This is a genomic window from Corynebacterium ciconiae DSM 44920 (assembly GCF_030440575.1).
GTDB lineage: Bacteria > Actinomycetota > Actinomycetes > Mycobacteriales > Mycobacteriaceae > Corynebacterium > Corynebacterium ciconiae.
On record NZ_CP047189.1, the window covers coordinates 691,304 to 709,582 of the forward strand.

At 63.3% G+C, this 18,279-nt stretch carries 18 protein-coding genes; 16 read left to right on the forward strand and 2 right to left on the reverse strand.

Annotated elements, in window-relative coordinates:
- Nucleotides 1-5 precede the first annotated feature (5 nt).
- Nucleotides 6-311 carry a hypothetical protein gene (locus tag CCICO_RS03010; RefSeq protein WP_018018989.1) on the forward strand — a complete coding sequence of 102 codons (306 nt, stop codon included), beginning with the start codon at nucleotides 6-8 and terminating at the stop codon, nucleotides 309-311.
- 106 nt (nucleotides 312-417) lie between these two features.
- On the opposite strand, the gene malQ is transcribed toward CCICO_RS03010, so the two are convergent.
- Nucleotides 418-2,562, reverse strand: coding sequence for a 4-alpha-glucanotransferase (gene malQ / locus CCICO_RS03015; RefSeq protein ID WP_026161324.1), 2,145 nt, complete (start codon nucleotides 2,560-2,562; stop codon nucleotides 418-420).
- A gap of 175 nt (nucleotides 2,563-2,737) precedes the next feature.
- Here malQ and CCICO_RS03020 point away from each other — a divergent pair, with 175 nt between their 5' ends.
- The 15 genes from CCICO_RS03020 (at nucleotide 2,738) to CCICO_RS03090 (ending at nucleotide 17,716) form a co-directional block, all read left to right on the forward strand.
- A complete protein-coding gene (locus CCICO_RS03020; protein ID WP_018018992.1) occupies nucleotides 2,738-4,576 on the forward strand; it encodes an AMP-dependent synthetase/ligase in 1,839 nt (612 codons plus the stop codon).
- A 114-nt stretch (nucleotides 4,577-4,690) separates the two neighbouring features.
- Nucleotides 4,691-5,371, forward strand: a complete 681-nt coding sequence (locus CCICO_RS03025; protein ID WP_018018993.1) for a hypothetical protein — start codon at nucleotides 4,691-4,693, stop codon at nucleotides 5,369-5,371.
- An 8-nt stretch (nucleotides 5,372-5,379) separates the two neighbouring features.
- Complete coding sequence (gene hemW / locus CCICO_RS03030) at nucleotides 5,380-6,519, forward strand: radical SAM family heme chaperone HemW (RefSeq protein WP_026161325.1); 1,140 nt, start codon at nucleotides 5,380-5,382, stop codon at nucleotides 6,517-6,519.
- A 29-nt stretch (nucleotides 6,520-6,548) separates the two neighbouring features.
- Nucleotides 6,549-7,574: a heat-inducible transcriptional repressor HrcA gene (gene hrcA / locus CCICO_RS03035; RefSeq protein WP_018018995.1), complete on the forward strand. Its 1,026-nt coding sequence runs from the start codon at nucleotides 6,549-6,551 to the stop codon at nucleotides 7,572-7,574.
- 107 nt (nucleotides 7,575-7,681) lie between these two features.
- Entirely contained in the window at nucleotides 7,682-8,818 is a 1,137-nt protein-coding gene (dnaJ, locus tag CCICO_RS03040) for a molecular chaperone DnaJ (RefSeq protein ID WP_018018996.1), read from the forward strand.
- A 5-nt stretch (nucleotides 8,819-8,823) separates the two neighbouring features.
- Nucleotides 8,824-9,585, forward strand: a complete 762-nt coding sequence (locus tag CCICO_RS03045) for a 16S rRNA (uracil(1498)-N(3))-methyltransferase (RefSeq protein WP_018018997.1) — start codon at nucleotides 8,824-8,826, stop codon at nucleotides 9,583-9,585.
- A gap of 45 nt (nucleotides 9,586-9,630) precedes the next feature.
- The gene (locus CCICO_RS03050; protein ID WP_018018998.1) at nucleotides 9,631-10,626 is read left to right on the forward strand and encodes a PhoH family protein; all 996 of its coding nucleotides are present in this window, start codon (nucleotides 9,631-9,633) and stop codon (nucleotides 10,624-10,626) included.
- The gene (gene ybeY / locus CCICO_RS03055; protein ID WP_018018999.1) at nucleotides 10,623-11,213 is read left to right on the forward strand and encodes an rRNA maturation RNase YbeY; all 591 of its coding nucleotides are present in this window, start codon (nucleotides 10,623-10,625) and stop codon (nucleotides 11,211-11,213) included. Before CCICO_RS03050 ends, ybeY begins: the two co-directional genes overlap by 4 nt.
- Nucleotides 11,214-11,216: 3 nt before the next feature.
- Complete coding sequence (locus tag CCICO_RS03060; protein ID WP_018019000.1) at nucleotides 11,217-12,539, forward strand: hemolysin family protein; 1,323 nt, start codon at nucleotides 11,217-11,219, stop codon at nucleotides 12,537-12,539.
- 12 nt (nucleotides 12,540-12,551) lie between these two features.
- Complete coding sequence (gene era / locus CCICO_RS03065; RefSeq protein ID WP_018019001.1) at nucleotides 12,552-13,478, forward strand: GTPase Era; 927 nt, start codon at nucleotides 12,552-12,554, stop codon at nucleotides 13,476-13,478.
- A 15-nt stretch (nucleotides 13,479-13,493) separates the two neighbouring features.
- Nucleotides 13,494-14,237 (forward strand): DNA repair protein RecO, encoded by a 744-nt coding sequence (recO, locus tag CCICO_RS03070; protein WP_018019002.1) that lies wholly within the window; start codon nucleotides 13,494-13,496, stop codon nucleotides 14,235-14,237.
- A 15-nt stretch (nucleotides 14,238-14,252) separates the two neighbouring features.
- Nucleotides 14,253-14,993, forward strand: coding sequence for an isoprenyl transferase (locus tag CCICO_RS03075; RefSeq protein WP_018019003.1), 741 nt, complete (start codon nucleotides 14,253-14,255; stop codon nucleotides 14,991-14,993).
- Between the two features lie 165 nt (nucleotides 14,994-15,158).
- Nucleotides 15,159-16,304, forward strand: coding sequence for a VIT1/CCC1 transporter family protein (locus CCICO_RS03080; protein ID WP_018019004.1), 1,146 nt, complete (start codon nucleotides 15,159-15,161; stop codon nucleotides 16,302-16,304).
- 296 nt (nucleotides 16,305-16,600) lie between these two features.
- The gene (locus CCICO_RS03085) at nucleotides 16,601-17,245 is read left to right on the forward strand and encodes a hypothetical protein (RefSeq protein WP_018019005.1); all 645 of its coding nucleotides are present in this window, start codon (nucleotides 16,601-16,603) and stop codon (nucleotides 17,243-17,245) included.
- A 36-nt stretch (nucleotides 17,246-17,281) separates the two neighbouring features.
- Nucleotides 17,282-17,716 (forward strand): HNH endonuclease signature motif containing protein, encoded by a 435-nt coding sequence (locus CCICO_RS03090; RefSeq protein ID WP_018019006.1) that lies wholly within the window; start codon nucleotides 17,282-17,284, stop codon nucleotides 17,714-17,716.
- A gap of 3 nt (nucleotides 17,717-17,719) precedes the next feature.
- Here CCICO_RS03090 and CCICO_RS03095 read toward each other — a convergent pair whose 3' ends face one another.
- Nucleotides 17,720-18,154: a Fur family transcriptional regulator gene (locus CCICO_RS03095; RefSeq protein WP_018019007.1), complete on the reverse strand. Its 435-nt coding sequence runs from the start codon at nucleotides 18,152-18,154 to the stop codon at nucleotides 17,720-17,722.
- Nucleotides 18,155-18,279 lie beyond the last annotated feature (125 nt).

Sequence of the window (18,279 nt, forward strand, 5' to 3'; positions counted from 1 at the left end):
AAGCTATGGATGCGCTGCGAGATATCTACGTTGAGATCACCAATGAGCTCGGCCAGTCGATTGTCTCGCTGCCCGTCTGGCTGCAAGCACCCGTGGTCACCACCGCCGCACTGATCCTCTGTGGGATCGGGGCGGTGGTGTTGTTGCGTGTCATTGACCTGGTGGGCTCGCGCATTCACACCTGGGTGCACCCCGGGGCGGTGGTCTCGCGCGGCGGCGCGATGACCAGCCGACCAGCCTCGGCGGCGCGGGGTACTAAGATCGTGGTGAACCAAGAGCCCGTCGCGCGGAAAGAGTCCACCACCGAATGAAGAACAAACCCCAGCGCCCACGCCCTTCCTACGGCAAGTCGCGGGTGACGCTCGCGCTCATCGCGCTGCTGCTCTTCGTCGTGGTGATGGCCTTGCTGGGGCATCTTTAACGCGCGGCGGCCGCGGCGACCGTCTGGAAGAACTCCGCCTCCGCCAGGTCCTCGATGAGTACCGGTTCGCCCGCCGCATTCTTCAGCGGCACACACCAGTTGGGGTACTGCTCCTTTGTGGTGCCGGGTTGATTCTGCACAGCTACATCGCCCACCAGATCCACCAACGAGGTACAGGTGAGTAGCGAGGGGGTGGCGGCAACATAGCGGTGCAAGGCGGCCACCAGCTCTACGAGCGGTCCGCGTTCGCCACGCTCGGCGCCACGGAAATCACCAATGGGGGAGTGGCCCTCAAAGTAGCCGAGCTCGCGAACGCGCTCGAGTACCTCGTTTTGCCACGCCAGATCCTCGGCGTTTTCCTCCTCCATCGACCGGCTGAACAGCCCCAGCTCATCCCGTAGCCGCACATGGGTTCCGGCGAGATAGCCGGCCGTGGGCGGCAGATCGTGGGTGGTCACCGAGGTCAAGCACAGCTCGCGGTAGTGCTGCGGCAGCCGCGGGCCGCGGCCGTCGGCCTCGGACTCGAACCACAGGATCGAGGTGCCCATGATGCCGCGCTCGGCAAGCACATCCTGCACCCAAGACTCGAAGGTGCCGAGATCCTCGCCGATCACCACGGCCCCGGCGCGTTCCGCCTCGAGGGCGAGGATGCCCACCAGTGCGTTGTAATCGAAGTGCACGTAGGTGCCCTCCGTGGGCGGCTGCATGCGGGGAATCCACCACAGGCGGAACAGGCCTAAGATGTGATCGATGCGGATGCCGCCGCTGTGGCGCAGGATGGTGCGAAGCATATCGCGCCACGCCGCGTAGCCGGATTCGGCGAGCTTGAACGGATCCCACGGCGGCTGGGACCAGTCCTGTCCTTGCTGGTTGTAGGCGTCTGGCGGGGCGCCCACCGAGGCGCGCGGGGCCAGCACTTCGGCGAGGTTATGGGCATCCGCGCCACCCGGGTGCACTCCGACGGCCAGATCCGCCATGATGCCAATGCTCATCCCGGCGGCGAGGGCGCGTCGATGAGCCTCGCGTAGCTGGCAATCGCAGAGCCACTGCAGCCAGGCATAGAAGCCGGCCACCTCGGTGGGATCCTCGTGGGCGGCGTGATTTCCCTGTTCGGCGGTGTGATCGGAGTCCGCAGCAATGTCCTGCTGGGCGCACCAGAGAGAGAAATCGACGAGGCCTTGGCCCTCCATCTCCACATACTCTCTAAACTGTCGCTCCCGCTCAGCAGAGCGCGGGGTGTTGTAGAGCTCGCGCAGCACCTGCAGCTTGGTGGCGTAGATCGGGTTGCGGTCAATCAGCCCGCCGGAGTGGTTGAGCTGCTTCAGCGGCGCGGCCAGCTGCTGGATCTCGGCTTGGGTCTGCTCGTCGAGGCACTGGTATTCCTCGATCGATTCAATGTGCAGATAGATCGGGTTCATGAACCGGCGGGTGGTGGGCAGATAGGGCGAATCCTCCACCGGTGGGAAAGGCTCGGCCGCGTGCAGTGGGTTGACCAGCACATAGTCGGCGTCGGCATGTGTGGCGAGCACCTCGGCGAGGCTGCCGAGATCATGGAAATCGCCGATGCCCCACGACTCGGCCGAACGCACCGAGTACAGCTGCGCCATCACGCCGCTGCGATGCTGCTCGCGCAGTGAGGCAGTAGTGCTCAGGCTGGCCGGGGTGACCACCAGATGGCACTGAGTGTCAATACCATCGGAGCGCAGCTGGAGCGTGTGCCAACCCAGTGGTAGATCGGCCGGGGTAGAGAAGGTGGCCTCGCCCCAGCTCTGGCCGTCGACGCTGCGCGGGGGAGTCCAGTTATCCTCCTGGCGAGGGCGGACCTCGCCACCCTCTTCGAGCATAATGCGCACATCGGCGGGCGCGCTATCATGCACGTGGACATTAAAGAAGTGGCGATCCCCCTCGCGGGCTACCACGCACCGCGGCAGGGGACGGGTGGCTTCCGCATCCTCCACGCGGGCGCGCAGCTGTGCCAGCTCCTTCTCGGAGGAGTCGGCGGAGAGCTCATAACCTAAGGCGCCGATGATAGAGATGAGAGTCTCATCGCTGACGTTCACCACGGTGCCGTCGTTCGCGGTGTACTGCGTGGCAACACTCAGGGTACTGGCTAAATTACGAAGTTCGTCTCTACAACTCACAGGAACCATAGTGCCATTGACCGCCGAGGATCGTGCAATAATTGCCTGCTGCCTTCCCACCCGTGTGCGCTCGGCCCCTGGGGGCGGGTAGCTTACAACGTGAAGGTTTATTCATAAAAAGATGACAGGGCGCCCGCGTCCGTCAGCATCTTTTAAGGAAAGGTCCACAGCAAGCATGGTGAATGAGTACGCCACCCCCGCGAAATACAGCATTGGCGAGCACGACACGTGCCTCAGCGCCATGCTGGACACCGCCCGCTCCCGCCCCTACGGCATTATGTTTACCCGCCCCCAAAACTTCGAATGGGTCAACGTGACCTCCAAGGAGTTTGCCGATGAGGTCTACGCCGTGGCCAAGGGGTTGATCGCCAATGGTGTGCAGAAGGGCGACCGCGTGGCGCTGCTGTGCGAAACCCGCTACGAGTGGACGCTCATCGACTTCGCCATCTGGGCCGCCGGGGCGGTATCGGTGCCCATCTACGGCTCTTCCTCGCTCAGCCAGGTCCAGTGGATCATCGAGGATTCGGGGGCGGTTTTCGCCTTTACTGAATCGAAGGAACACACCGCGCTCATGCGTAACTTGCTGGTGGACGAACAGGGCGTGCCGCGGCTCTCGGGCTCGGAGTCCAAACTGCGCCGCATTCTGGAGATCAACGCCTCCGCGGTAGACACCATTATGTTCGAAGGCCGCGAGATTGATGATGCCGCGGTGGAGCAGCGCATCGCCGAGACCCGTTCCTCGGATCTCGCCTCCTTGGTGTATACCTCCGGCACCACCGGCCGCCCCAAGGGCTGCATGCTCACTCACCACAACTGGCTGGCCGAGGTCTACGCCCTGCTTACCCACCCCATTGGCCAGGTGGCCACCCCCGGCAATAGGGTGTTGACCTTCCTGCCACTGGCGCACGTGCTCTCCCGCGCGGTGTCGCTCGCGGTGGTGATCTCTGGCGCCACCCAGAGCCACTGGTCTGATTTCTCCACCCTGCCGGTGGAGTTCCAGCGCTCCCGCCCGCATCTCATTCTGGGCGTGCCGCGAGTGTTTGAAAAGGTGCGCAATGGCGCAGCGCTCAACGCCCAGCAGGCAGGCCCCATCAAGGCGGCGATCTTTGAGAAGGCGGAAAAGACCGCCCGGGAGTACTCCAAGTCGCTCGACACGGAGGAAGGCCCCAACAAAGCGTTGCAGTGGAAGCACACCACCTACGACAAGCTGGTGTATTCCAGGATCCGCGCCGCCATAGGCAACTCGGTGCGGTATTGCATCTCGGGCGGCGCCGCCATGGACCGAGACCTGCTGCACTTCTACCGCGGCATCGGCGTGACTGTGTACGAGGGCTATGGTCTCACCGAGCTCACCGCGGCAGCGGCTGTGAACTTTGATGACAACATCATCGGCACCGTGGGCCGCCCGGTGGGCGGGGTGACGGCCCGCCTCTCCGAAGAGGGCGAAGTGATGTTCAAGGGCCAGACCCTCTTCAAGGGCTATTGGAACAACGATGATGCCAACCGCGAATCCTTCGATGAGGACGGCTGGTTCAACACCGGCGATCTCGGCGAGATCCACGATTCCGGCCACATCGAGATCACCGGGCGTAAAAAGGATCTCATCGTCACCGCCGGAGGTAAGAATGTCTCGCCCGGCCCGCTCGAGGATCAGCTGCGTTCTCACCCGCTGATCTCCCAGGCACTGGTGGTGGGCGATGGCAAGCCCTTCGTGGGCGCGCTCATCACCCTCGAGCCGGAGGCCTTCGAGCATTTCAAGGCCCAGCGCAACATCTCCAGCTCGAAGTCGGTGGCCGATGTGGCACACGATCCGATGCTGCGCGCCGAGATCCAGGATGCGGTGAATTCCGCCAATACTCTGGTCTCGCACTCGGAGGCGATCAAGAAGTTCTACATCCTGGATCGCGACTTGAAGGAAGAGGAAAACGAGCTCACTCCCACCATGAAGGTCAAGCGCAACGTGGTGGTGCGGCGCTTCTCGGAGGAGATCGACATCCTCTACCGCAAGAACTAATCCCCAGTCGGGATGTCTCCTCGGGCCACGCCCGGCGAGGCATCCCCCTTTTTACTGAGAACTGGCTTAAAGTCGTACGCGCAGATGACACCGACGGGAGCAAAGGAGCAGCACGTGGAGCTACTTGATGCCAAGCTGCGCCTCAAAGAGCTCACCCAAGAGATGTACAACATCGGCGATGAAGTGGCCGAATACATCGAGCACATCGCCGAAGCCATCGCCGATTGGGACGCCGAACTCGTGGAGGAGTGCCTGCTCGAGTTCGATGAGATTGCGGTGGAAGCCATCAACGATGCCCGAGTTGTGGTCTCGGAACTCAGCGGTATCCGGCAGGCGCTGATCTCTGGGCTGCGCGCCGGCTCCATGGGCGTGTGGGAATCGGTGAAGCGCACCGAGCGTTTCGCGCGCCCTCAGCTTGTCGACGCCCACCTGCTCACCACCTCCTTCGCACTGTCCACCCCCATCTCTGTGCCCGCGCTGAGCGATGCCATGCAGGGGCGCACCGAGCTCGCTACTCAGCAGCTCGCCGCGATTGTGGAATGGGAATTGGACCAAACCGCCTGTGCCGCCGCTGACCTCGAGAGCGTGAGCCTAGCCACCATGTACACCCGCACGCGCCGTCTCGTGCAGGCCTGTGCCCACGGCTGGCTGGAGACTGTGGCCCGCGCCCATCCCGCCTATGCCGCGGCGGCGCGGGGGACGAACCCGCCGGAGTTTTTGACCGAGCGGGCCTGGATCGACGGGGTGGTGGCCTCGGTGCGCCGCCGCATGCACGCCAGCGACCGAGGCGCATGAGCCCCATCATGAGCACCTTCGGCGTGTATATCCACGTGCCCTTTTGTGCCACTCGCTGTGGCTATTGTGACTTCAACACCTACACCCCGGGCGAGCTGGGCAGCGATTCCTCGCCCGAGGCCTATCTCAGTGCGCTAGCTACCGAGCTGCGGCTGTCCGCTGCGGCCACCAGCCATCGTCGGGTGGATACCGTCTTTGTTGGCGGCGGCACCCCCTCGCTACTCGGCGCGGAGAAGCTGGGATCGATCCTGCAGATGATCCGCGATCATTATGAGCTCGCCGAGGATGCGGAGATCACCACCGAGTCCAACCCAGAATCCACCTCGGCCAGCTATTTCGAGCAGCTGCGCGCCGCGGGATTCACGCGGGTGTCGCTGGGCATGCAGTCCGCCAGTGAGAAGGTGCTGGCCACCTTGGATCGCACCCATACCCCCGGTCGGGCAGCCCGCGCCGCCGAGCAGGCCCGCGCCGCCGGCTTTGAGCATGTGAATCTCGACATGATCTACGGCACCCCAGGCGAAAGCGATGATGATGTGCGCCTTACCCTCGAGACAGTGCTTGGCGCCGGGGTCGATCACGTGTCCGCCTACGCACTCATCGTGGAGCCCAACACCAAGATGGGCCGATTAGTGCGCACCGGACAGCTGCCCGCGCCCGATGATGACGTGATGGCGCGGCGCTACGAGCTCATCGCTCACAGCCTGGAAGCGGCTGGTTTCGACTGGTACGAGGTATCCAACTGGGCCCGCCCAGGAGGAGAGTGCCGACACAATATCGGCTACTGGACCGATGCTGATTTTTGGGGCGCCGGCCCCGGCGCGCATTCGCACCTCGGCGACCGCCGCTTCTTCAACGTCAAACATCCCCGCACCTATTATCAGCGTTTGGGGCAGGGTGAACTGCCCATCCAGGAGAGCGAACAGCTCAGCGCCGCTGAGCGGCACACCGAAAAAGTGATGCTCGGGCTGCGGCTGCGCGAGGGAATTGCACTCGATACGCTGGGCCCGTCCGCCGCGCCCATGATTGAGCGTTACGTGGAGCGGCAGCTGCTGAGCGTCGATAAGCATCGGCTCACCCTGAGCGATCAGGGCCGGCTGCTGGCTGATGGGATCATCGCCGATCTGTTGCTCGCGGAAGAGGGGCACTAGGCTGGAGCGATAACAAGGGAGGTAGAAGCATGTCCACAGCCACCGACGCGCGGCGCGCCCGAGTGCTGCGCGCCATCGTTGCCGATTACATCAGCTCGCAGGAGCCCGTGGGGTCGAAGTCGCTGGTGGAGCGCTACAACCTTGGGGTGTCCTCGGCCACGATCCGCAATGACATGGCGGTACTGGAATCGGAAGGCTTCATCACCCAGCCGCACGCCTCTTCTGGGCGAGTACCCACGGAGAAGGCCTATCGCAGCTTCGTGGATTCCATCCATGACGTCAAGCCACTCTCCAGGCCCGAACGCCGCGCCATTCTCTCCTTTCTCGAAGAAGGCGTGGACCTAGAGGATGTGCTGCGCCGCGCCGTGCAGCTGCTCTCCCAACTCACTCGCCAAGCAGCCGTAGTGCAGATGCCTATGCTGCAGGTCTCGCGCGTCAAACACTGCGAGGTGGTGCTGCTCAGCCCGGTGCGGCTGCTGCTCGTGCTCATCACCGATACTGGGCGGGTGGAGCAACGCAATGTGGAGCTCGAAGAGATCATTGAGCCCGAGCAGGTGGCGCAGCTGCGCGACGCCCTCAACCGCGCCCTCGGCAATCACACTCTCTCCGATGCCTCGGTGGCGCTCGCCGATCTTGCCTCCCACGCGCCGCGCGAGATTCGGCTTCCCGTGATCGCATGCGCCACCGTGCTCATCGAGACCCTTGTGGAGGCGCCATCGGATCGGCTCATCCTTGCCGGTGCCTCTAACCTCAGCCGCGCCCGCGGCGATTTCCCCCAAGGGCTGCCCGAGGTGCTCGAGGCCCTCGAGGAGCAGGTGGTGGTGCTCAAGCTGCTGTCCAACGTCCACGATCTCGGCTCGGTGCGGGTATCCATCGGTGGGGAGCACGAGGATTCCGAGCTCAAGCACACCTCGCTGGTGGCCACCGGGTATGGCACCGGGGAGCGCTTGGGCGGGATGGGCGTGATGGGGCCAACCTATATGGACTACTCCGGCACCATGTCCAAGGTGCAGGCCGTGGCCAGCTACGTCTCACGGGTGCTCACTGGCGAGTAGGTGAGGGGGAATAATCTCCTAAAGTTTCCCCTTGTAGTTCAGGAGACTAAGCTAGCGGTGTTTGAGCACCGTCAACAAACGACAACTTAGGGGAAAGATTTAGACTCGTGGCTCGTGACTACTACGGAATCTTGGGCGTGGACTCCTCGGCCAGCGATGCGCAGATTAAAAAGGCCTATCGCAAACTAGCCAGGAAATACCACCCCGATGTCAACGACACCGAGGAAGCCGCGGAGAAGTTCCGCGAGATCTCGGTGGCCCAAGAGGTTCTGCTCGATCCCGAGAAGCGCCGTGTGGTGGACATGGGTGGAGACCCGATGGAGCAGCGCGCCCAGGGCGGCTTCGGCGGCGGCTTCTCCGGTGGTGGCTTCGGCGACATCTTCGAAGCCTTCTTCGGCGGCGCCGGTGGCGGCGGCCGCGGCCCGCGCTCCAGGGTGCAGCCCGGCAATGACGCCCTGCTGCGTACCGAAATCTCCTTGGAAGATGCCTTCCGCGGCGTGAAGAAGGACATCACCGTCGATACCGCCGTGCTGTGTGATCACTGCGAGGGCACCGGCTCGGAATCCAAGTCCGCGCCCGTGACCTGCGAGACGTGCCACGGCACCGGCGAGATCCAAGAGGTGCAGCGCAGCATCTTGGGCAATGTGATGACATCTAGGCCTTGCCGCGCCTGCCAGGGCTTCGGGGAGATCATCAAGGACCCCTGCTCGGAATGCTCCGGCGAGGGACGGGTGCGCAAGCGCCGCGATCTCGTGGTCTCCATTCCGCAGGGCATTGCCGATGGCATGCGCATCCGCATGGCCGGCCAAGGCGAGGTGGGGCACGGCGGCGGCCCGGCTGGTGATCTCTACGTGGAGGTCTCCACCGCCCCGCACCCGGTGTTCACTCGCGATGGAGACACCTTGCACTTCACCGCCAAGGTGCCCATGGTGGATGCCGCGCTCGGTGCCGAGCTGAGCGTGACCGACCTCAGCGGCGAGGAGCTTAACCTGACCATCCAACCCGGCTCTCAGCCCGGCCAGACCGTGCGCCTGCACGGGGCCGGCATGCCGAAGCTGCGTGCCGAGGGATCCGGCGATATGGTGGCGCACCTCGATGTCACCGTGCCCACCGAGCTGGACGATTCCTCCCGTGAGCTGTTGGAGAAGGTGCGCGCCCAGTCCTCTGAGTCGGTGCGCGTGCACAGCAACAATCGCGAGGGCGAGGGCTTCTTCGACCGTGTTCGCAGCCGCTTCCGCAGGTAATAGCAGTGTCCTTGCCTGTCTTTATCGATAGCGCGCTGAGTGCGGCACCACCGGTGGGCACTACTCTCGAGCTGCGTGGCCAAGAGGCCACCCATGCCGGAACCGTCATGCGGCTGGGGCAGGGCGATCAGCTGCGGCTGAGCAATGGCCGCGGGCTGGTGCTGCGCTGCACCATCGCCGCCCCGCCCACCAAGCAGCGGGTTCAGCTGAGCGTGTCCGAGGTGGAGGAGACCACCACCGCCCAGCCGCGGGTGAGCATCGTGCAGGCCCTGCCCAAATCGGAGCGGGCCGAGCTGGCCGTGGATCTGGCGACGCAAGGCGGGGTGGATAGCATCATCCCGTGGCAAGCCAGCCGGTGTATCGCCAAGTGGCCGGAGCACAAACGCGCCAAACTCCACGAGAAGTGGGTGACAGCGGCGATAGCCGCGGCCAAGCAGTCGCGCCGGGCCTTCGTGCCGGAGGTCGAGCAGCTGCACCAGACCGCCGATATAGTGCAGCGGGTCCGCGCCGTTATCGCGGCCGGCGGGCGGGCCTATGTGCTGCACGAGGACGCGCGGACGTCGCTGGCCACCGCGGAGGTGGATGTGAACGAGCTGGTGCTCATCATCGGCCCCGAGGGCGGTATCAGTGACCACGAGTGCGCGGAGTTCCACGCCGCCGGCGCCGAATCTGTGCTGCTCGGCCCCGAGGTGCTGCGCACCGCGAGCGCCGGGCTGGTGGCCTTGGCCGCGATTGGCTCGCGCACGTCACGCTGGCACGTACGTTAAGCTGCAGTGGAGCAGTCTGAGGACAACAATGACGAAAGAGAGCACGTGGGAATCTACGAGCGCACAGAAACCGCATCGTTGAGCTATAGCATTGAGCCGCAGTTGGCCCAGGCCGTCTGCGGGATCAATGATGAAAACATCAAGGTCCTCGACAATCAGCTGGCCTGTGATTTCTTCGTCCGCGGCAATGAGATTACCCTCACCGGGCCAGCTCCGGTGGTGGCTCAGGCCCGCCGGGTACTCAATGAGCTGCAGGCGATGGCTCGCCGTGGGCATGTGATTAGCCGTGACACGGTGAAGCACACCATCACCATGGTGAGTATCGAAACCCCGGAGGGGGTGAATCGCCGTTTGGCCCAGGAGATTGTGGCGCGCCGCGGCAAGGTGATCCGCCCGAAGACTCGCGGCCAGCAGGACTATGTAGACGCCATCGATGATCACACGGTGGTCTTCGGCGTGGGGCCCGCCGGCTCCGGTAAGACTTATCTGGCGATGGCGAAGGCTGTGCAGGCCTTGCAGTCCAAGGCGGTGTCGCGCATCATTCTCACCCGTCCCGCTGTGGAGGCAGGGGAGAAGCTGGGCTTTTTGCCCGGCACACTGAACGACAAGATCGATCCCTACCTACGCCCGCTGTACGATGCGCTGCGCGACATGATGGATCCCGAGGCCATCACCAAGCTCATGGAGGCGGGCGTGATCGAGGTGGCGCCGCTGGCCTATATGCGTGGCCGCACCCTCAACGATGCCTTCGTGATCTTGGACGAGGCTCAAAACACCACGCCTGCGCAGATGAAGATGTTTCTAACCCGCTTGGGCTTTGGCTCCACCATGGTGGTCACCGGCGATATCACCCAGGTGGATCTGCCCGGCGGGCAGAAGTCGGGTTTGCGTATCGTCCGCGAGATTCTAGCCGGGGTGCCAGATATTCACTTCGCTGATCTCGGCGCGGATGATGTGGTGCGCCACCAACTCGTGAGCGCGATCGTGGACGCCTACGATGACTACGATGAACGCCACCACAATCGGAAGGCTGAGCAGTGAGCATCGAAATCTTTAATGAATCCGGATACCCGGGCGTGAACGAGGAAGCGCTGATCGACGTCGCCGGCTTCGCGCTGCGGCACATGGACATTAACCCGGCCGCCGAGCTGTCTATCCACATCGTCGATCTCGACACGATCGCTGATCTGCACGTGCGCTGGCTCGATCTCGAAGGCCCCACCGATGTGATGAGCTTCCCCGTGGATGAGCTCACCCCCGGCTCCGGCGGTCGCCCCGACGCCGCCGACCCCGGCCCCGCCATGCTGGGCGATATCGTGCTCTGCCCCGAGTTCGCCGAGCGCCAGGCCACCAAGGCCGGCCATAACCTCTCCCACGAGCTGGCGCTGCTCACCGTCCACGGCTGCCTGCACCTCATGGGCTTCGACCATCTTGAGCCCGAACAGGAGCGCGAGATGTTCGCGCTGCAGAACGAGTTGCTGGCCGACTGGTACGACGACATTGCCGAGCGTGAGCTCGAATTCCCCGCCAAACCCTCCGGCGCCTCGGCATTCCCCTCCGCCGCCGATCGCGCCGCCTTGGATGACGCTGAAGGACACATTCCGCCCATCGCGGAGCCTCGCACCTAACTCATGGAACCCACCCTGTTGCTCACCTTTATCCTCGGGGCGGTGGTGGCCACCATCGCCTCCGCGGCTTTCGGCACTATCGAATCCGCCGTCAACTCCATCTCGCCCGCGCGGGTGGAGGAGATGGTCAAAAGCGAGAAGGAAGGCTCCAAAACCCTTCTCAAGGTGTTGGAGCGTCGCGCCGACAACATCAACCTGTTGGTGCTGTTGCGCACGCTTCTCGACGCCACCGCCGCGGTCCTCATCGCCCTGTTTACCGTCGACCTCATCGACCAGAAGGCCTGGGCGCTGCTCATTGCGGTGCTCGCCTTCAGCCTTATCAACTACCTCGTGGTGGGAGTGTTCTCCCGCACCATGGGGCGCAAAAACCCCTACACGGTGTCGCTGCGCTCCGCGGTGGTGCTGTCCACCATCGGCTATGTGCTGGGCCCAATTAGCCGCATCCTCATCTGGGTGGGCAATAAGCTCACCCCAGGCGATGGCTTCCGTGATGGCCCCTTTGCCTCCGAGGTGGAAGTGCGCGAGATGGTGGACATCGCCTTGGAGCACGGCATTGTGGAAAACTCCGAGCGGAAGATGATCCAGTCGGTCTTTGATCTCACCTCCACCACGGCCCGTCAGGTGATGGTGCCGCGGCCCGAGATGGTGTGGATCGAGCAGGATAAAAACGCCGGCCAGGCCACCTCGCTATGCGTGCGCTCCGGCTACTCCCGGATCCCCGTGATTGGGGAAAATGTGGACGATATCGTGGGCGTGGTCTACCTCAAGGACCTGGTGCAAAAGACCTACTATTCCACCGATGGGGGCCGCAGCGTGGCGGTCACCGAGGTGATGCGGGAGCCCACTTTCGTGCCGGACTCGAAGTCTCTCGATGAGCTGCTGCAGGAAATGCAGCTGCAGCGCTTCCACATCGCCATGCTGGTGGATGAGTACGGCGGCATCGCCGGGCTGATCTCGATTGAGGACATCCTGGAGGAGATCGTGGGCGAGATCGCCGACGAGTACGACTCCGATGAGATCGCCCCTATCGAAGAGATCTCCGAACGCCGCTACCGGGTGCACGCGAAGCTTTCCCTCGACGAGCTCGAAGAGTTCGTGGCCGAGGAGCTCGAGCACGACCTTGAGTTTGATGATGATCTCGATGTGGATACCGTCGGCGGGCTCATGGCCTTCGGCTTGGGGCGCGTGCCCCTGCCCGGCTCCAGTACTCACACCCACGGGCTCACCCTGACTGCGGAAGGCGGCACGGATCGCAAGGGCCGGTTGCGTATCGTCACCGTGGTGGTGAGCGTCGATAAGCCAGCGGAGCAGGAGGAAGAAAGATAAAAGGCATCGCGTATGCTTAAGCGCATGTTCACCGATACACCTGAAGGTTTCCGCTCCGGATTTGTGAGTTTTGTAGGGCGGCCCAACACCGGAAAGTCCACACTGATGAACGCCCTCGTGGGCGAGAAGGTAGCGATTACCGCCGATCAGCCGGAAACCACCCGCCACACCATTCGCGGGCTGGTGCACCGCCCAGAGGCCCAGGTGGTGGTCGTGGATACGCCAGGTCTGCACCGCCCGCGCACGCTGCTCGGTGAACGCCTGAACGAGATGGTGGCCGATACCTACGCGGATGTGGATGTTATTGGCATCACTATCCCCGCCGACGAGAAGGTGGGGCCGGGGGATCGGTGGATCGTGGAGAACGTGCGCAAGGTTGCGCCGCACACCACGCTGCTCGGCGTGATCACCAAGGTGGATAAGGTGAGCCGGGATACCATCGCAGAGCGGCTCCTGCAGGCCCATGAGCTGCTCGGGCCCGAGGCCGAACTTGTGCCCGTATCCTCCATGTCCGGCGAGCAGCTCGACGTGCTCATGGATGTGATCGTGGGGCTGCTACCCGAGGGGCCCAAATACTATCCAGACGATCACGTCACCGACGACTCCACCGACAAGCGCATGGCCGAGCTCATCCGCGAGGCAGCGCTCAGCGGGCTCAAAGAGGAACTGCCGCACTCGGTGGCCGTGGAGATCGACGAGGTGCTCGACAACCCCGAGCGCGCCGGGGTGAAGAATGTGCACGCCGTGATTTATGTGGAGCGTCCCGGCCAGAAGAAGATCCTCATGGGCAAAGCCAACCGACGCTATGGTCGGATCGTGCACAACGCTCGGCAAGAGATCATGCAGCTGCTCGGCCACAACATCTACCTAGACCTGCGCATCAAGGTGCTCAAGGATTGGCAGCAGGATCCCAAGTCCTTGGGTCGACTCGGCTTTTAAGGGAGGTCCTCACGCGTGCGACGCGGCAGCTTCCGCGACCGCGCCCTCGTGGTGCGTACCTATGATTTCGGCGAAGCCGATCGGATCGTGGTGCTTCTCACCCGCCAGCACGGCCTCGTCCGCGCCGTGGCCAAGGGCGTGCGACGCGCCCGCTCTCGCTTCGGCTCCCGCATTCAACGCTTTGTGCTTCTCGACGTCGAGTGCTACCCAGGCAAGAGCCTGGCGCTCATCAGCGGCGCCGACACCGTCGACTACTACGCATCAGGCATCATCGAGGACTACCAGCGCTACAGTGCCGCCTGCGCGGTCCTCGAAACCGCCGAGAAGCTCTCGCTGGCTGACCTGCCCGACTCCGCGCTTTTCGACCTCGCCGTCAGTGCCCTCGAGGCGTTGCGCCACGACGACACCCCGCTGATCAGCCTCGACATCTTTCTCCTACATGCCATGGGCAGCGCCGGCTGGCTCCCCGAAATGTTCAACTGCGCCCACTGCGACAAGCCCGGACCCCACCGTGGCTTCGACCCCGGCTCCGGCGGCGCAGTCTGCTCCGAATGCCGCCCACCGGGGGCGACCACCGTGCCCACCGAGGCACTCCGGCTCATGTGGTGGATGGCGCATGGGCATTACGACGCCATGGCCCAAGCGCAGCAGGCCGACCCCGCCCGCTGGGCGGGGCTCGTCGACACAGCGCACCGCCTTATCACCGATCACGTGCAATACCACCTCGAGCGGGGCGTGCTCAGTCTGCGCGCGGATTAATGGCACAATAAGGGAGTGAATTCATCTGCACTCACCCCGCCGAGCATTCCCGCCGAGTTCATTCCACGCCACATCGCGCTGGTCATGGACGGAAATGGGCGCTGGGCCCAGGAACGCGGCCTCAAACGCACCGAAGGCCACAAGCGCGGCGAGGCCGTACTCATGGATGTGGTAGACGCCTGCCTCGCGCTCGGGGTGGACTACCTCTCCGCCTATGCCTTCTCCACGGAGAACTGGCGGCGCAGCACCGACGAAGTGCGCTTCCTCATGGGATTCAACCGCGATGTTCTGCGCCGGCAGCGCGACGTCCTCAACGACAAAGGCGTCCGGGTGCGCTGGGTCGGACGCCGGCCCCGGCTGTGGCGCAGCGTCATTCGCGAACTCGAAGAGGCCGAGAACCTCACCAAAGACAACACTCGGATGACCCTCGCCATGTGCGTGAACTATGGCGGCCGCGCCGAAATAGTAGACGCCGCTCGCGAGATCGCCCGCCAAGCTCGGGCCGGTGAGCTCGCACCAGGGGCCATCACCGAGTCCACCTTTTCCGACTTCCTCGACGAACCGGACATGCCGGACGTTGACCTCTTCCTGCGCCCCTCTGGGGAAAAGCGCACCTCCAACTTCCTGCTCTGGCAGTCCGCCTATGCCGAGATGGTCTATCAAGACAAGCTCTTCCCCGACTTCACTCCCGCCGATCTCTTCGCCGCCGTGGAGGAATACGCCCGCCGAGATCGCCGGTTCGGTGCGGTGAAATAGGAGATCCACCTCACTGCCATAATCTCTCCCAGTTGGCTGGGTTGCCTAGAGGGGTTAAGATACCGGCGGTCGCGTGAAGTTAGGTCACGCTAGTGTCGTGGCGGTGCTGCGGTGGTGCGGTGCTGCGGTGCTGCGGTGGTGCCGCGAGGTAGAGCTGGGAGAGATATGTCGGATGTGGCGAAGGGTGCTGCGAGTGTCTCGGGCGCCTCGGGTGCTTCGGGTGCTGAGCCGCTGAGCGCGGCGAGCCCGAAGCAGGTGAAGCGCTGGCGGCAGTACCTCGCTAATGAACGTGCCGAGGCCGCCGTGTATCGCGAGCTGGCTCGCGGGAAGACGGGGGAGGAACGCGAGATCCTGCTCGGTATCGCCAATGCCGAGTCGCGTCATGAGCAGCACTGGCGCACTCTCCTGGGCGATGAGGTGGGAATGCCCATGCAGCCCGATCTGTCTACGCGTTTCATGGCTTTCTTGGCCCGCCACTTTGGTTCGGTGTTTACGTTGGCGCTGATGCAAAACGCCGAATCGCGTAGTCCTTACGAGGACGATCAAGACGCCACCGATCAGATGCAGGCCGATGAGCGCATCCACGCCGAGGTGGTGCGTGGTCTTGCGGCGCGTTCGCGGGAGCGCATGTCCGGCGGGTTTAGGGCCGCGGTGTTTGGGCTCAATGATGGCCTCGTCTCTAACCTGGCCTTGGTGCTGGGTGTGGTGGGCTCGGGGGTGTCCCACAACGTCATCTTGCTCACCGGGATCTCGGGGCTGTTGGCCGGCGCTCTGTCGATGGGGGCAGGGGAGTACATCTCCGTACAGTCGCAGAAGGAATTGCTGGAGGCGTCCACTCCCGATCCGGAGGTACATTCCGCTCTGCCGCAGCTGGACTTCAACGCTAACGAGCTGGCTCTGGTCTATCGCGCCCGCGGAATGGGGCAGCAGGAGGCCGAACGTAAAGCTCAGGCGGTGTTGCAGCGCATTCACAGCGCTCATGACGCCGAGGCAGCGACCGAGTGGGGAGAGTCCTCCTCCGATACCACCACTGTGGGGTCGGGTGTCACCGCCGCGCTGTCCAGCTTCTCCTTCTTCGCCGGTGGTGCTCTCATTCCTATCGTGCCGTTTCTTTTTGGTCTTCCCACTACAGCGGCTGCGGTGGTCGCTATTGTGCTGGTGGGTGTGGCTCTGATCCTCACCGGCGGCGTGGTGGGGGTTCTTTCTGGTGCTCCGCCAGCCAAGCGGGCTGTGCGTCAGCTCGCAATCGGCCTTGGGGCGGCCGGTGTGACCTGGCTATTGGGCACGGTCTTCGGTACCAGCATCACCTAGCTCGGCGCTTATCGACGCCACCTCCCCAGCCAAAAAACTTTCCCCTAGCTATTGAACTTCGAACATGAGTGCGGGATAATTCTCTTAAGGGGAATTATCCAGTGAACGAATGATCCATAGGGGGAAGAATGTTCACACAGCTAGTAGAAAGTCAATTATCACCAGATATACACTCCACCTACGGCGAGCATCCTCTGTTCGATTCGGTGTTAGAACGTATTAACGATACTGATTGTTGCTACAGTCACGAGGTGGCGGATCTGCCATACAGTGCCCTTGAGGTCAACAGGCGCCGAATGGAGCTCATCGATTACCTCTCGGATGCAGCTGGGCAGGAAGATGCGGTGGAATACACGGCCGCACGCTTTGCCGGGCAGTTGGGGTGCACCGAAAACTTCGTGGTGATGCTCCTCGAGCTTTCGCAGCTCTTTAGGCAATTTCCGCTGATCGCGGCAGTGCTACGGCTCCGCCTTATCTTCAATGACTCCCATCTGATGGCCCTGTCCTCGGCGCTCGTGGGCATCGCCCCAGACAAGCGGGTGGAATTCGAGCTGAATTTTGTGCTCGAGGTGCTGCCGCGGCGTCACAAGCAGCAGCTTAAAGGGCGCTACTGGTTGCGTGGGAGGATTAACGAGATCCTTAAGCGGATTGATCCTCTCGGAGTGGATTCCAGTGGGAAGAAGGATCCACGCCGGACCACTCAGGAATCGGTGACCTTTTGGGACAATCCAGAGGGGGAGACCGGCTATATCGACATCGAGCTAGAAAATCACCGCTACCACCAGGTCATGGGCACGATCGCCCAGGTGGCGAAGCAGCGCGGCATTTCCCACGCAGACGCTCTGGTTGAGCTGATGGCAGGGCACACCAACACAAAGGTGGTGTTTCACGTTTATGCCAACTGGTTCGAGAAGCAGGCGTGGACGCCCGAGCAGGGATAGCTGGCGGACTATGCCACGGACGAGCTGCTCAAGCAGGTGACCGCCCTGCAATTGCTCTCGGATTCGGAGGTGGATTCCTACCAGCCCACTGAGTCCCAGCGGCACGCAGTGATTGCGCGTTATGGCAGCTGTAACTTCCCGGGCTGCACCATGGCGGCGTCGAAGTGCCAGATGGATCACGCGAAGGAATACAACCGAGGTGGCCCCACGGCGACATGGAATCTCCAGCCGCTGTGTACGAAGCATCATCGCCTCAAGACCCTAGGGGAGTACACAGTGGAGCTGGATCCGCAGGGTAACGCCATCTGGAGGTCGAAGGATGGGGAAGAGGTTACGTCGGTGCCGGAGGGAGTGCTCAAGGACATGCGTCGGGTGACTCTCGACGAGCGGATGCAGCGCAAACACCAGGTGCGGCGCGAGAAGAACGAAGCTATCTACGGCCCAGTGGTTGAGGAGCCGGCCCCGTTCTAGAGGCTAGGACGCAGAGTGGCGCGGGGCGCAGTCAGAGCACAGTCCGAACACCTCGGCGGTGTGGGCGGTGAGCTTGAACCCGTGTGCCTGGGCGGCCTGTTGGGCCCACGCTTCCACAGGGCCACCCTCGATCTCCTCGGTCTTACCGCAGTCGGTGCACACCAAGTGGTGGTGGTGCTCATCAGTATCGCAGTGGCGATACCGAGTTTCGCCGGAGGCCATGTTCAACACATCCACTGCCTCGATGTCGGCTAGAGACTGGAGGGTGCGGTAGACGGTGGTCAAGCCCACGCGATAGTTGCGGCGGGTGAGCTCCTCGTGGATGGTCTTCGCGGAGGCGAAAGCATCCAAGTCGCGGAGAACGTTCACCACGGCGGCGCGCTGCCGGGTGGAGCGGACGCCAAGTTTGGGGATGGTCGGGTCGTTACGAGTACTCATTGAGCTGACTCCTTCGGGTTGCGGGGTGAGCAATCACTCGGCGAGGCTGACTTTCGCCGAGCCGTGGGTCATCAGGCCTTAGTGTAGGCCCCAGCATGGGTACGCCACGGCATTGCCATCGGTTT